Here is a 15723-nt window from a genome sequence, read left to right on the forward strand (position 1 = left end):
CGCTAAGAAAACAAACACAGGGTGAAAAATTAAAAACCAACATCCTGCCATGAACTGTGTTATGGTGGCTCCAGTCTGCCATTTCTAAGCCCGACTCCCACCCGGGGCTTCCTCCATAGACATTGACTGATTTCAGTAAGTTAAAAAACCTGAAATGTTTTTAACTCATTCCCTCTCCAATTCAACCTTTAGACGTTGTGACGTACAGGCTCAGGATCCTTAGCTGCTATTTTTTTGCGCGGCAAGTTTCTTATGTGTGTTACCGCACAGAACTCATATGAATTACACCAGCATGATCTGGCCGTTTTTGCCTTGTTACGCATATTATTCCATTTTATTTGAGGGCTTTAATGTCTACAAAAACCACACCGCAGCCGCAGCAAAATCATTTGCTGGCGGCACTGTCGCCTGAAGTTCAGGCTCGTTTATTTCCACACCTTGAGTTGGTGTCTTTGCAGCTGAATTCAGTGATGTATGAGTCTGGTCGCCCTATGCGTCATGTCTATTTTCCAACAGACGCTATTGTCTCATTGCAGTACATTATGGAAAACGGGGCTGCGACCGCCATTCTGGTGGTAGGAAACGAAGGCTTGTTAGGTATTTCGTTGTTTATGGGCGGGGCGAGTACGCCAAACCGTTCACTGGTGCAAAGTGCTGGTCATGCGTATCGTCTGCCACGGCCTCAGGTCAAGGATGAATTTAACCGGCACGGTCAGTTATTGCAGTTGATGTTGCGTTATACCCAAGCCTTGATCACTCAGGTGGCTCAGACTGCGGTGTGCAACAGGCACCATTCTATTGATCAGCAGCTGTGTCGCTGGCTGCTGCTTTCGATGGATCGTTTAACCCACAATAACTTATCTATGACACAGGAGTTTATGGCCAATATGCTGGGTGTTCGCAGAGAGGGGGTGACTCACGCTGCAATAAAGTTGCAACAACAGGGAGCTATAAGTTATTCGCGTGGCCATATTCAGGTGTTGGAGAGAGATAAACTCGAAGCGCTGAGTTGTGAGTGTTACGAAGTCGTCAAAAAAGAAACAGAACTCTTGTTGCCTTATTTGCCGCAGCGGCAGGTCATCACCAATGTAGCTGCTATTCCAGTGGTGGTTTTGCCAACAACAAAAGCCTGAAGCATAAAGCAGTGGCAGAACACTGCTCCATTAAAACAAAGCCGTTATAAGAAAGCGGCCCCTCTGAATTGTTTCAGAAGGGCCGGAAACTATCCCGGACTCTGCTTAAAAATCCTAATCAAACTCAAACTTGTAAAGCACATCTACGGCACTGTCTATGCCTTGTACTGCTTCCAGGTAGAAGTTTTTCATCAGCTCGTAACGTAAGGTAAATTCGCCCAAAGAGTTAAAAATACCTACACCGTATTTCAGTTGTAGTTTGGGGGATAAATAACCGCTGACTGTCACTTGTGAGTCGTCCCCCGTGCCTGCAGTATCAAGAGTAAATTGTTCAAAACCTAATGCCTGACCTAACTGGCTGACCATGCCGTTGCTGTTGGCAATGCCAAGGCCAATTAAACCGCTGGTCAGTGGGTTACTTTTGCTGTCACCGCTGCCTGACAGATCCCGTCCCATCAACAAGTAAGACAAAGCGTTGGCCTGAGGTTTGGATGGTTCGGAAAAAATCACCACTGAGGCTTGATCGGCAGGGCCGTTGACTCTGATCCCGGCTATCACGTCATCTTCAGTAGAAGAGGGGTTACGAATGGCTTCGATATTTAAAAACGGTTGATCAACAGGGCCGTTAAAGATCAGTTTGCCTTTGCGGATCAGCAAATCCTGACCGTAAGAACGGAAAGTACCGTCCAGAATATTCACTTCGCCACGTAAGCGTTGTTGTTGCTCATTCTGACTAAACAGCAACTGGCCTTTTAACCGGCTTTTTAACCCAAAAGCCTGCAACCTTACTTCATCGCCTAAAATCAAACGCATTTCAGTGACTAATTTAACTGAACTGGTGACAGCTCCGCGGCGCACTTCCAGTTCTTTATTCAGCAAAATTTCGTCATCTGAGATTTGCACAGCGTTTTGTGGTAAATCATCTATGGCCAGTTCAGCACGCGGAATTTGCACTGTGCCTTGCACTGCCACCACCTGATTTTGCGCCAGTACTGTAATTTCAGGATTGATATACACCACGCCTTGCGACAAGTTCAGTGGTAATTCCTGACCACTTAAAGCCAGTCTGGCCTGATAATTTTTTAAATCAAACCAGTCGGCATAACCTGATAATTGGGCTTTGCCTTCGCCGCTTTGAATATCGGCGGTTAATATGGCTTTTTGCTGTAAAAAATCCAGTTGCATACTGCCTTGTTCAATATCCAGTGGCGCATTGGCGCCGTGCAGTTTGACCTCAGTGACAGCGAGCTGACCGGATAACAAAGGTCTGTTCAGCGTACCGCTGGCACGAACCTGACCGTTTAAGGTGGCGACAAATTCGCTTTGTTCAGGCAATAAAGTACGTAAAAAGCTTAAATCCAGCCGACTCAGGGTGAGCTCTGCTTCAAGTTTTTTATCCTCTGCGCTTAAATCCGGCAATGAAGCAGAGCCTTTCAGAGAGCGGTCTTCACTAAACTGCATTTGCCAGTCGCTGGACAGCTTTTTTGGAGTCAACTGCACTGTTGCATTCCAGCTTTGCCATGGCAGTTGCAACGGATTCACATCCGTTTGTCGCCAGCGGCCTGCTGTGCCTGTGAGCTTCACTGATGCATTTAAGCCTTGTTTTTTACCCCAGTTCAGTTGCAGATCTGCGGCCGCTTCACCTGTCAGTTGTTGGGATTCACCAATAAAAGGCTCTAACAGCGCCAATTGAAACTGTTGCAGCTTCACAGATAAGTCGCCCTGACTGCTGCTGATGGTGCTGGGTTTTTCCAGACACAGCTGACCAGGTTCAGAAGTCCAGCAATGCGCTGGTAAAGCCAGTTGTTGTTTGGGCCAATCCAGTGCTATCGGCAGAGTGTCGGCTAAAGCCCAGTGACCTACAGGGGTTTGCAGCTGAGCTTGCTGTACACTGATCTGCCATTGCTGTTTAGGTTTAGCTGTGGCAGTTGCCTGCAGCTGGGCTTTGTAGTCAACAGCATCCAGTTGCAGTACCAGATCGCTGTTGTTTTTATTGCCTGTCATTAAAAGTTGGGCAGAATTTAGCTTTTGACCAGACAGCATGCCTTTACCCAGCGTCAGTTCGAGTTGATGATCCAGATTATTGCTGTTGATTTGTGCATTCAGGCTCATGTTCTGCAAACGCAGTAGTTTTTTATAGCGCAGCTTTTGTGCCTGTAATTTGATATCTACAGCAGGGTAGTGTTGTGGCCCTGTGACTTTTGCTTCAGCGCTCAGGCTGCCCTGAGCGCCAGCAACAGAACTGGCCAGATCTGGTGCTGTGACCAAGAGCTGCATCTGCCATTGATCTGTGACTTCACCTTCGGCTTTGATGCTGTTGTTACCATGTTGCAGTATCAGGGTTTTGCTGCTTAATTTTTCTACATTTAAGGCTTTGCCTTTGGCACTCAGTTGGCCAGACAAAGACAATGGCTGCTGACGCACCTGGCCCTGAATAGCTAAAGCGGGTAATTCCAGTTGCCATTGCTGCTGGTGGTAACTGGCTTTGACTTGAAGATCACCACTTAAGTGGCCTGGGTACTCTTTTAGCAAGGGGTCCAGTTGCAGTTTGTCCAGCGCCAGAGTGGCATCCACTGCTAACTCTTTGGTTAAATCCAGAGTTCCTGCACTGCGGACAGAGCCCAAAGAGGAAGTAAGGGTTAAGGTTGACCAACTGAATAGCGGCGCCTGCCATAAGGCTGTCAGTTGCAGCTGGCTGTCGGGTAGTTGCGGTAATTGCTGCTGGCTTTTTACTGAAAGCTTCAGATCCGCCAATGAGCCTTGTGCATCCACTGTCACAGCCTGTAGTTTGTATAAGGCTTCACCTTGCAGTGGCCATTGTAAACTGCTGGCGTTCAGTTGCAGTGACAGCGGTAATCCTGCGGTCAGCGGGGCAATCTCTATCTGTGCTGTGGCTTGCTGAGTGCCTGTTAACTCCAGCTTGAGTTGTAAGTCCTCAAGTGAACCTGCAATGCTGCTGTTAAGCACCAGTGAGCCACTGTCTGCTTTAATAAAACCCTGCACTGCAAAAGGAGTGGAGTTGGTCAGGCTAAGTTGTGCTTCGGCATTGAGCTGATGGCCTTGTAAATCAGGCAGGCTGGTTTCCAGTCGGGTCAGTTGAAGTGCAGTTAATTCAAATTGATCCGGGTTGGCTTGCAGTGAAAAACTAAGCTGTTCTGCTGAGATTTGCTGAGCACCTGTGATTTCAGGCTGGAGTAAGGTGAGTTTTTTTACACTAAGCCATAAGGGCAATTCAATGCGCTGTAACTCTGGCAGCTGATAATGCCACCAGGCTTCTGCACTGGCTGTTGTGCTTTGTTGTGGAGTACTTTCAGGTAATTGAAGTTGTAATTGCTCCAGCAGCGTCTCGCCCAACTGTATCTGCTGACCACCGAGTTTCAGCTCTGTGCTTAAATTATTCAGGCTCAGTTGCAGCTCGCCTTGTTGCAAGGTCAGATCACTGATGTTCAGCTGGTTAATACTGACTTTGGGTAATTCCAGCAGGGTATTTTCCGATTGAGCTGCAGTTTCAGCGGCTGTACTGAGTACAAGATGCACACCTTGCACTGTGGCTGTATCTATACAAATCTCAAAACGGCCTAAACAATACCAGCCTACTTTTGCTGTCAGGGTGTTGACCCTAAGCTCAATACCCTTTTGTGCAAAGTGCAGATCCGTCAGCGTAAAACCTTCGGCCAAAGTACCGCTGATCTGGCCCAGTTGTACCGGGCTCTGTTCTGGTACCAGTTTGAGCAGGAGTTGCAAAGGTTTGTTGGTGTAAAATAACGCAACAAGACATAACAACAGCCCTAAACCTAAGGCTAAAAAGAATTTTTTAACACTAAAATCTGAACTGATGTTTTTTACATCAGCTCCTGTATTGTTCTCCACGCTCATAACTCTGGCCCCAAACTAAAATGCAACTGCAAGGCCTGGTCGGAGGGCACATCCAGTCCCCAGGCAACATCAATACGAATAGGGCCAACAGGGGAGGCCCAACGCACACCCAAACCTACACCACGATAAATCTCAGCTTTGTCATTCCAGGCGCTGCCTGCGTCAAAAAATGCGGCCGCCCACCAATTGCCTGACACCCTGTATTGGTATTCCAATGCTGCTGTTGCCAGATAACGGGCACCCAACAGCTTGCCATCTGCGTCGACAGGTGAAATGGATTCGTAGGAATAACCACGAATGCTGTTATCACCACCGGCAAAAAAACGTAATGAAGGCGGCAGTTCGGTGATGGCTTCTCTGAATATGGCTCCTGCATCAAAACGCACCAGATAACGATGGTCTTCAGAAAAGGATCCTATCCAGCCGACCCGGCTGCGTATGCGCACAAAACTGCTGTCTGAGCCCCAGGCCGGGTCAGAAATTTCTGTACCAACTAAGTAACGGCTGGCTTCTGATGGCATGCTGCCACCACTGTCCCAGCTGCGGCTAAAACTGACACCAGGCATAATCAGATTCGCGCTGCCTGAGTCCAGCCCTTGTTCATAGTCTTCGTACAGCCAGCGCAAGGATACTGTTCTGTACCAGTCGTCTGCCAGCAACCAGTGCCGCTCCAGAGCTGTGTTGTATTCCTGACTGCGTGTATCTTCTATATCTTTATTTTTTATACCAAAGTTCAGTTTGTAGAAGTCGTTACTGACGTTTTTCTTTGGCCATTTATAACCCGCCTCAACGGTTTGTTCAGGACCAGACAGCGCCATTCTGCTGTTAAAACTATGGCCTCTGTCATTTAACCAGGGCCTGTTCCAGTTCAGCTTAACGCGTGGACCTAAATCTGTGGAGTAACCCACACCAGTTTCCACTGTATTACGAACTTGTGGTTCCACTTTAATAGTGACAGCCAGTTGTTGTTCAGCGTTTTCTGGTTCATCTACAGTGACATCTATGCTGCGAAACCAGTTGCTTTCTGCCAGTCGTTGATTCAGTTCACCCAACTGGCTCGACAGATAAGGTTCACCGGGTTTAAAAGGTAGTAAAGAGCGAAGGCGTTCATCACGAATTTGGCTGCCTTCAAAAGCGACTTCCCCAAAGTGATAACGCGGACCTGAATCAAATTGAATATGAATAAAACCCTGTAACAAGCGGGGAGCCACTGAGAGTTCCTGTTTAACAAATTTCGCCTGAAAATAGCCACGGCGAAGCGCCAAAGAGTTCAGCTGATTTTTGATTTCTTCATAGCGGCCATGATGCACTCTGTGGTTCACTTTAGGGCCAACCTGTTTTACCAGTTTGGCAAATTCAGGGTCTGTCGAGGCTTCACCTAAAATTTCCACTTTGACAGATTTCAGTCGCAAAGCTTCGCCAGGCTTAATGGTTAACCGCAATTTTTGTTTTTTATCTTTACCAACCAGGCTGGGCTCAATATTCATGCGGTAATAACCTACAGCCCGGCCTGCAAGTTTGACATCTTCAATCACTTTGTTTTGAAAACGCCTGGAACCCAGGTTGTTTTTAGCCGGTAGGCGGTCCAGATAAAGTTCAATGTTCTCAGCAAGGGGGCCTGAAACGCCCTTGAGTTCTATTTGGGGATGCGCTGCGGCGGCAGAGGCGGCAAGCAGCGCCAGAATGGCCAGAGTCCTGTACAACAAAATGCGAACTATCCTTTGTGTTAATACCGGACCAGCAAGGTCCGGTTTTGCTCTAAGAGTATAACAGTCACAGAGAGTTCAGTACGTTTTCAAACGCTTAACAGACCAGTTATTTAATCTTTAACCCGCGCAAATAAAAAGGTTTTTAGCAGCTGGGACCATTCGGGTTCTTTGCCATACATCCGGATCCCCAGTTCAAAAACCCTGCTGGCTGCATTTTTTAACCAGAATAAACAAGCAATCAGCAAGACCAGAGATAAAACCCATTCCCACCAGGGCACAGAAACAGAGGCCATACGCATCGGCATAGCGGCAAAAGAGGTTAGCGGAAATAAACTCAATATATGCATCAATGTACCCTCTGCATTATCCATAGCACTGAACACTATGCCCAAAGGTACGGTAGGCAAAAACATGATAATTGAACGGCTGGAGTGGTTTGGGTCGTCAATAGTGGCGGCAAAACCTGCCATAAAGCTGTTGATCAATAACAAACCTAAACTGACAAAAAGTAAAGCACTGGTCAGTTCTAAGGCTGTAATAGGCAAAACAAACATTCCTTTGCCCTTGACCAGCGAAACCGCCTGCAGCATCAGGTATAAAAACAAACCTGTGGTCACCATACTTTTTAAACAAAACAATGAAATACCCAGAATTTTTCCGTCAATCCATTCTTTGGTGCTGATCAGTGTCAGCAGTTGTTCTGTCACTCGTTGCTGTTTTTCTGTGGTAATGGCGGTAAACATAAAACCAAAACCTGAAAACACCCCGATCCCCAGCAATATCAGCAAACCACCACTGACCATTTGCTGCTCTTTGTTTTGTTTAGCAGAGTCTTTTTTCAGAAAAACCAGCTGAGTTTCAGGCAGATTATTCACAATCTCTTTTTGTTCAGCACTCAACGGGAGCTGGCTGATGCGTTGTTTCTGCAGCCAGTTTTTTAGTTCTGGCGTTATTTTATCCTGCCAGCTGGCACTGGACTCTGCTGTCATAACCAGCTTATTGTCCTGTACCTGAACCACTAAATCCCAGATATCACCTATACCTGCAAGCGCCGTTTCTGCTGAATCGGCCGGAATTTGGCTGATGGTAAAGCCACTGATTTTAGGGGCAGAAGCGCTGCTGACCAAGGCAACTTTATAATCATTGTCCAGCCAGGTTTTTACCAGTGGCCAGGCACTCATCAGTACCAAAGACAGCAGCATCAGGCCAATACTGATGATCTCCTGTTTCCATTTGAAATAACGTTGAAACTCAAAAACGGCTATGGTCCATAAATTCATGCTGCATCTCCTTCTGCATTGTTTATCGGGTTAGCTGGTTTTTGCTGATTGTGTTGCTGCACAGCGGTGAGATACAACTGATGCAAACTCGGTTGAATGCGACTGAAATCAGCCAGTTCGGCCACACTGGTCAGTTGCTGCAGCAACTGACTGACGTTATAGCCTTTGGTTAAGGTCAACTGAATTTTGTCTGAGTCGCAGGTTTTGAATTCAGCCACTGCGCTTAATTGCTCCAGCGCTTGTGAGTTGATTTGTTGCTCAAAGCTGACTTCAAACCACTGTTTAGGATCCAATTGCTGGCTGACTTGCGCCAGGCTGCCCTGAGCTACCAGCTCACCTTTATTCAGCAGTAACATCTGATCGGCCAGTCGCTCAACCAACGCCATCTGATGGGCACTTAAAATAACAGTAGTGCCGCTTTGTTTTAATTCAGTCAGGATGGACAGCACATGTTCCTGATTGACCGGATCCAGACCAGAAAAAGGTTCGTCCAGAATCAACAGATCTGGCGTGTGCAACACACAACTAATCAGCTGCACTTTTTGCTGATTGCCTTTGGATAGTTTATTTAAGTTGTCATCCATTTTTTCCAGCAAATCGAGGCGGGTGCACCATAAAATCAATGCTGCTTCAATATCAGCCGCAGCCATACCCCGCAATTTTCCAATATAAGTCAGATTTTGTCGTACCGTTTTATCCTGATACAAGCCTCTGTCTTCCGGCAAATAACCGTAGCAACGCTGGGGTAATGCATTGAGTTCTTCTCCTTTATATTCAATACGGATCGTGCCTGCATCGGGCCGGGTTAATCCCACCAGCATACGGATCAGTGATGATTTCCCTGCGCCGTTCGGGCCAAGCAGAGCGAAAATCTGGCCTGAATGAACGTCAAAACTAATGCCGTTGACGGCTTTGACTGTGCTGTAGCTTTTTTCTATCTGATCTGCAGAAATCCTGAGCATGATGTGTCCTTACAGGCTGATAAAAGGGATGATTGATCCCAAGCATATCAATGCTTCAGCTTTAACAACACTAGAAAAATGTGACAAATTATTAACCTGATATCCTCGGTTACACTAGTGTCAGCGCTTTGTCATCTGTTTTGGTTAGAATGAGTTTTCGACGTGTCGAAGCAGGAATGGATTAATGATCATCAAAAGCCAAATGACCATAGTAGTGCTGCCAGGCCTGGATGGTACCGGCACTTTGTATCAACAATTGGCACAACAACTGGCACCGGACTTTGCTCTTCAGGTGATTGCATATCCTTTGGATCAGCTGTGGGGTTATAGTGAGTTATTGGACTATATCCGGCCCCAATTGCCGCAAAGCCCTTATCTGCTGCTGGCGGAATCATTCTCCGGCCCTTTAGGCATAATGCTGGCAGCAGAAAAACCGCTGCACTTAAAAGCTTTGGTCTTGTGCTGTACTTTTGGCCGGAATCCGTTACCTGCGATTAAAGGTCTGGCAAGTGCTGTGGATAAACTGCCATGGAATGAGCTGGTGCATCACTGGACTGCATTATGGTTGCAAGGGCGTTATGCCAGTCCGCAGTTATCTGCTTTGATGGGAAATGCTCTGACTATAGTGCCTGAGCAAGTGATTAAGCACAGGGCTAAGCAAAGCTTGCAGGTGGATGTACTGGCCGAGTTTGCTACTTTGACTTTACCCTTAATGTATTTGCAAGCGCGGCATGACCGGCTTATCTGGACTTTTAATGCCAAAACCTTAAAGCAACTGCAGCCTGATATGCAGCTTGTCAGATTGGATGCCCCGCATTTTTTACTTCAGGCCATACCAGAGCAGGCGGCATGGCAACTGAAGCAGTATATTGAGCGGTATGTTCCCTCTGAGTTGCAAGGGCAGGCGTTAATTGCCTGATACTGAACTGGTGTCTAATGAAAAACAGGCTCCGGGCGAGCTGTTTGCTGCTTTTAGCTGCCAGCCGTGCGTTGTGGCAATTTCATAACAAATCGCCAGTCCAAGGCCAGCTCCCTGATGACGTCTGTGTGGACCACGCCAGAACTTGGTGAAAAGCCAGGGTAAATGTTCAGTAGCTATGCCTGTGCCATAATCCCTGACTGTAATGCCAGAGTGGGTGGTTGTCACCTCTATCACTGAATGCGCTGGTGCATGGTGAATGGCGTTTTCCAGTAAGTTTTTCAGCAATACAAAGCAGGTACTTCGATCCGCGTGTAATAACTCAGCTTCTGAGTGCCCTGATACAGAAATTTGTACCTGATGACTGACAGCCAATCTGCTTAAATAGGCCACAACCTCTTCTGCCACATCGCTTAAATACAAAGACTGGTACTGATAATTCTGACTTTCTCTGGATTCAGCCCAATGCAGTAACTGGTGAATTAACCGTGCCATCTGGTCAATATCCCTAAGCAACACTTCCCGTTTAGGAAAATACTCAGCCATTTCAATTTCACCCCTGAGCAGTGCCAGCGGGGTTTTTAGTTCGTGTGCTGTGGTAGCCAGCAATTCCTGCTGCACTTTAAAGCCTTTCTCCAGCCGGTCCAGAGTCTGATTAAAAGCATTAATCAGTGGTAATACTTCCTCAGGCAGCTTATGGGTGTTGAGTCGTTGAGTCAGACTATGAGGTTCAATTTGTGCCGCTGTAGCTGAGGCATTTTTTAACGGCCTGAGCATGTAACCTATCGTTAGCCAGACCACCAAACTAATCAACAACAAGCACAACAGAGAAACCAGTACGGCTACGACAGATAAAGGCTTTAGATTGGTCAACTGAAATATACTCATCAGCCGGTCGCTGATCACTACTTGCAGATAATAACCAGGATAGTCAAACAAAGGTGCGTTGTTCACATGATATAACATGCCTTGCGCCTGCACGGCATAGATGCGTTTTTCATCGGAAAACTGCTGATCCACCTGCTGTAGAAATTCTCTGGTTTGAGGCGCAGACTGGACCAGGGCATGGCCTGATTGATCCACAATCTGATAGAAAAGCTCAGTGCTTAAGGTTTGGTATAACCAACTGTATTTTTCATCATGGAACAGCTGAGCGGGTTTACCTTGTGCGTCAGTTACAATTTCTTTTGTTAAATAATGAATCTGTCTGTCGAGAATATGATTCAGCATGGCATTGGGGTTGATCACAAAAACATAAAAGAAGATGCAGGCAAAGGTCAGCACTAAAGCTGCTACAAAAGTGCTAATTAAACGAAACGTCAGATAACGTTTACGCTTGACTGAGAGCATAGCCCAATCCTCTGATGTTATTGATTAATAAAGGAGAACCTATAGCACTGAGTTTTTTTCTTATCCGGTGTACTGCAACGTCCAGTGCATTTGGGGTGACAGCTTCAGTGAGTCCCCAGGCGGTTTGCTCCAGCTTTTGTCTGCGTACTGTTTTTCCTTGTTCCTGCATCAGCGTTTGTAGTATTTGTAGTTCAGCGGGTGCTAAAAGGCTGCTTTGCAAACCATAATGCACAGAAGCCGAATGCAGACATAATCGGGTGCCGCAGTATTCAGGATCATTCAGTTGCAACTTACTGGGGCGACGCAGCAAAGCCCTGACTCTGGCCACCAGTTCGTCCATGGCAAAAGGTTTAGTGAGGTAGTCATCTGCGCCGCTTTCCAGTCCATCAATCCGGTCATGTAAAGCGTTTCGGGCAGTCAATACCAGGCAAGGCAGGTTTTGTTGGTTTACCCTGAGTTGCCGTAGCAGATCCAGTCCATCTCCATCAGGTAAACCTCTGTCCAGAATCAATAATTCATAGGGCTGGATCCGCATCGCTTGCAGCGCGGATCTCGCGTCTGAAAAGGCGTCGACTGCGATGCCAGCTCTTTGTAGCGCTGTGCAGACCAGCTCACTAAGGCGTTCATGATCTTCGACCAGCAGTATTCTGCTCATAGTGTTCCTCAGAGGCCGTACAATTTATTTAAAGCAAAAATAGGGGAAGCTAAACTGCTTTCTGTGTTTGCATCATGCTGTTTAGCGGTAGCTGGGAGAAACGAAAAGATAAAACAAAGCAGTGACACAAGAAGTGCCAACAAAGCTGGGGAACGAAAACTCATCAAGTGACTCCATCTGATTGATTTCTGCAGGTGCAAGCTTAACCGCTGTTTTCTTACGCTTTACTTACCAACAGAGAAGTCACTGGAAATTATGAGTTGCTGCTTTAAAGCTGCGGGTTTTTATCCGACTGAGCTGTCAACAAAAATAGAATTTTATCCATATTCAGCTTTTCATAAGGCATTAAACGCTCAGGTTTACCCTCACGCAAAATAGATAAATGATCAGCGGTGAAGGCCAGCACTGCAGTGGACGTAATGATGGTATTGCCTTCTACTTTGTACTGGCAGTGCGCCAGATCTAAAAAAGCCAGAATACGGGTACGGATACTTGTCATCATGGGTTGAGCTCCGGTGTAGCGCTTTTTAATAATAATCCCTGGTGGTGAACTACTTCTCTCACTCCGGGAGGAGTTCTCATGGTTTTCATGCAATGGCTCTGACAAAAGTTAAGGTGATTTTGTTCCTTTAGTTGGATAAAAAGCAGAAAAATCACGATGAATGCAGCCTGAACTCAGTTTAGCCGCTGGTATTTTGCGATTGATTAAATAAATGTGTTCGTTTATTAATGTGTTTGTAACATTGTTAACTTCTAATGTTTAGCCGTTAAAAATATAAACAACTCAAAAGTGAACTCCATGAGCATAAAAAATCTATGTGCTGTCGCTGTTGCACTGGCGCTTAGTCCACAGCTTCAGGCCGAACTGCTGATCTCCGAATACCTTGAAGGGTCTTCCAATAACAAAGCGATTGAACTGGTAAATCTGGGCACTCAGAGCCTTGATTTGTCGCAGTACAAGCTGCAGATGTTTTTTAATGGCAATACCACAGCAGCAACAACCATTCATTTGACCGGTACTTTGGCTCCAGGCGCTGTCTATGTCATTGCCAACAGTAATTCAGTCGCTGCATTAAAAGACAAAGCTCAATTACTCAATAGTTCATCCTGGTACAACGGTGATGATGCGTTGGTGCTCTCCAAAGGCGAGCAGGTCATTGATTCTTTTGGTCAGGTTGGCTTTGACCCCGGCAGTGCCTGGAACTCAGGTGGCGTCTCTACCATAGATAAAACCTTAAGGCGCAAAGTCTCAGTCACGCAAGGGGATACCAACCCTTCGGACCTGTTTGATCCTTCTATGGAATATGAGCAGTTTGCTCAGGATGATTTCAGCGGCATAGGGTTGTACAACGGCTCAGGCTCTACTGATCCGGAAGATCCCGAGCCGGAAGAACCAGTATACGTACACGGGCAGTGTGGTGATGCTGTCACTTTTATTTCCGCTATTCAGGGCGAGGCAGATGAATCGCCACTGAAAGGTCAGACCGTTTCTGTTGAAGCCGTAGTCACAGCCAGCTATCAGGAGAGCAGTGGCTTAAAAGGCTTTTTTATTCAGGAAGAAATTGCCGATCAGGATCAAAACCCTTTGACCTCTGAAGGGGTCTTTGTTTACGACAACCTGTTCGGTAAATTTGTGTCGGTGGGTGACAAAGTTCGTGTCAGTGCCATGGTCGAAGAGTCTTTTGGTCAGACTCAACTGGCAAAACTGCTGGACTTAACCGACTGTGGTGAAGGCGAAGAAATAGCCGCTATCCCTTTAACTTTACCTGTCAGCAGTTTAAGCCAGCTCGAAGCACTGGAAGGCATGAAAGTTCGCTTAACTGAACGCCTGACGGTCACTGATAACTATGGTTTAGGTCGTTACAACGAGCTGACTTTATCTTCTGAACGTTTGTATCAGCCGACACAAATTGCATTACCAGGAGATGCAGCAAAAGCTGTGATGGCAGCCAATAGCCTGAACAAGCTGGTGCTGGATGACGGCTCTAATTTGCAGAATAAAGATAAGGTGTATCCTGGCCCTGGTTTATCGGCCAGCAATACCTTAAGGGTCGGTGATGAGGTGCTGCCTTTTGATGCAGTGCTTGGTTATGGTTTCAGTAAATACCGTATGCACCCTCTGACCGAACCTGTATTTATCAGCAGCAATCCGCGCACAGAACAACCTGCCATCAGCAAAGGTGATTACCGTATAGCCAGTATTAATGTGCTGAACTATTTTAACGGTGACGGCACTGGTGTCGGCTTCCCAACAGCCCGCGGTGCTTCGTCAGCTGTTGAATTTACCAAACAGCGCAGCAAAATTATCGCTGGTATTTCGGCGATGAATGCCGATTTGGTCGGTTTGCTGGAAATGGAAAACGACGGTTTTAGCGAACAGAGTGCCATTGCAGATTTAGTTCGTGGTTTAAATGAAGAAGCGGGTGCTGATGTCTGGGCTTTTGTTGATTTTGCTATGCCACAGGTAGGAACTGACGCTATTACGTCGGCTATTATCTATCGCAAAGACAAAGTAACTCAGGCTGGTATAGCTGCTGTAACCACAGCAGTGCCTTTTGATTACGGCAACAGGGCGCTGATCAGTCAGAGCTTTAAAGTGCAGCAATCCGCTGAATTATTGAACTTCACTGTGGTGCATTTGCGCTCCAAAGGCAGTTGTCCAAGTAATAAATCTGATCTGGCCAATCTGGACTCCGGCGATGGACAAGGCTGTTGGAATGCGGTGCGTCTGCAGGCTGTACAAGCCATGCACAACTGGTTAGCAGGTTTCCCTACAGGTGTCGAAACTGACAACAGCGTGATAGTAGGTGATTTTAACGCTTATATGCTGGAAGACCCTATCCGGGCTATGAACGATGCAGGTTATGTGCAGTTAAGCCAGCAGGCTCATGGCAACAAAGTCAGCTCTTATCAGTTTAATGGTGAGTCGGGCAGTCTGGATCATGTGTTTGCCGCGGGAGATATCCGAAGCCGGGTGGCCGAAGTGACAGAATGGGCAATCAATGCCGACGAACCTGCCATTCTGGATTACAACGAGGAGTATAAATCTGACCTGGCAAAAGCGAACTTCTATGCGCCAGGCCCGTTCCGCTCCTCTGATCATGACCCTATGGTGATGTCGGTTTATTTTGCTAAACCTGTGGTGCAGGACCAGTTTTTTATGCTGGACGAACAGGCGGCACCAGGCACAGTCGTAGGGCAGATTGTCACCAGTTCTGCTATGGCTATTAGCCGCTATCAATTGTCAGGTGAACAGGCAGCATGGTTTAACATCAGCTCTACAGGTCAATTGATGGTGGCCGCTGGTGCTGATTTAGACTTTGAAAGTCGTCAGGTGCTGCGTTTTGATGTCACAGTACACACTGAAACTGGCTTAGTGTCGGAACCTGCCACTATTGAAGTGCAGCTGAATGATTTACCTGAGTTGCCCGTGGTTACGCTTGAGGGCTTAGCTACAGTGATTTCTGATCAGAGTAAGCCAGGTACTGTGCTGGCAATAGTCATGGCGCAAGCGACAGGTAACAATGCCGTTATTGAAAAAATCCAGCTGGTTGAAGGTGATAAGTATCTGGTGCTGAAAAATGGCCAGTTAACTCTGAAAAAGAAGCTGAATGCCAAACATCAGCCGGAGTTGCGTTTCAGCATTAAAGCAACAGACTCCTTGGGTGTCAGCACCAGTGTTAGTTATGTCATTGAAGTGAAAGATGGCAAAGGCAACACTGTGCTGCAATGGGTGATTTCGGTGATCAACAAAGTGTTAGGCTGGTTATTTGGTTAACTAATTTCTGCCCTGAAGTAAACTAAAGTAACAGCCACCGCCAGGTGGCTGTTTTACATTT

Annotated in this window: 10 protein-coding genes; 3 read left to right on the forward strand and 7 right to left on the reverse strand. The window is 46.7% G+C overall.

What is annotated here, in order from left to right:
* Window positions 1–350: 350 nt before the first annotated feature.
* Window positions 351–1133, forward strand: a complete 783-nt coding sequence (locus tag LSG37_RS18485; RefSeq protein WP_233081328.1) for a Crp/Fnr family transcriptional regulator — start codon at window positions 351–353, stop codon at window positions 1131–1133.
* A 114-nt stretch (window positions 1134–1247) separates the two neighbouring features.
* Here the strand turns inward: LSG37_RS18485 and tamB are convergent, their stop codons facing one another.
* The 4 genes from tamB to LSG37_RS18505 form a co-directional block, all read right to left on the reverse strand.
* The gene (gene tamB / locus LSG37_RS18490) at window positions 1248–5009 is read right to left on the reverse strand and encodes an autotransporter assembly complex protein TamB (protein ID WP_233081329.1); all 3762 of its coding nucleotides are present in this window, start codon (window positions 5007–5009) and stop codon (window positions 1248–1250) included.
* On the reverse strand, window positions 5006–6715 hold the full coding sequence (gene tamA, locus LSG37_RS18495) for an autotransporter assembly complex protein TamA (protein ID WP_233081330.1): 1710 nt from the start codon (window positions 6713–6715) through the stop codon (window positions 5006–5008). Before tamA ends, tamB begins: the two co-directional genes overlap by 4 nt.
* Before the next feature lie 113 nt (window positions 6716–6828).
* Entirely contained in the window at window positions 6829–7998 is a 1170-nt protein-coding gene (locus LSG37_RS18500) for an ABC transporter permease (protein WP_233081331.1), read from the reverse strand.
* Window positions 7995–8960 (reverse strand): ABC transporter ATP-binding protein, encoded by a 966-nt coding sequence (locus tag LSG37_RS18505; protein WP_233081332.1) that lies wholly within the window; start codon window positions 8958–8960, stop codon window positions 7995–7997. Before LSG37_RS18505 ends, LSG37_RS18500 begins: the two co-directional genes overlap by 4 nt.
* Before the next feature lie 184 nt (window positions 8961–9144).
* Here LSG37_RS18505 and LSG37_RS18510 point away from each other — a divergent pair, with 184 nt between their 5' ends.
* Entirely contained in the window at window positions 9145–9879 is a 735-nt protein-coding gene (locus LSG37_RS18510; RefSeq protein WP_233081333.1) for an alpha/beta fold hydrolase, read from the forward strand.
* Here the strand turns inward: LSG37_RS18510 and LSG37_RS18515 are convergent.
* The 3 genes from LSG37_RS18515 to LSG37_RS18525 form a co-directional block, all read right to left on the reverse strand.
* Complete coding sequence (locus LSG37_RS18515; protein WP_233081335.1) at window positions 9868–11229, reverse strand: sensor histidine kinase; 1362 nt, start codon at window positions 11227–11229, stop codon at window positions 9868–9870. The genes LSG37_RS18510 and LSG37_RS18515 overlap by 12 nt on opposite strands.
* Window positions 11210–11884: a response regulator transcription factor gene (locus LSG37_RS18520; RefSeq protein ID WP_233081337.1), complete on the reverse strand. Its 675-nt coding sequence runs from the start codon at window positions 11882–11884 to the stop codon at window positions 11210–11212. The genes LSG37_RS18515 and LSG37_RS18520 overlap by 20 nt, the downstream gene beginning before the upstream one ends.
* A gap of 268 nt (window positions 11885–12152) precedes the next feature.
* The gene (locus LSG37_RS18525; protein ID WP_233081339.1) at window positions 12153–12386 is read right to left on the reverse strand and encodes a hypothetical protein; all 234 of its coding nucleotides are present in this window, start codon (window positions 12384–12386) and stop codon (window positions 12153–12155) included.
* Window positions 12387–12683: 297 nt separating this feature from the next.
* On the opposite strand from LSG37_RS18525, the gene LSG37_RS18530 reads away from it, so the two are divergent.
* Window positions 12684–15662 (forward strand): ExeM/NucH family extracellular endonuclease, encoded by a 2979-nt coding sequence (locus LSG37_RS18530; protein ID WP_233081341.1) that lies wholly within the window; start codon window positions 12684–12686, stop codon window positions 15660–15662.
* Window positions 15663–15723 lie beyond the last annotated feature (61 nt).

The organism is Rheinheimera soli (genome assembly GCF_021290985.1).
In the GTDB taxonomy this organism is placed as follows: Bacteria; Pseudomonadota; Gammaproteobacteria; order Enterobacterales; family Alteromonadaceae; genus Pararheinheimera; species Pararheinheimera soli.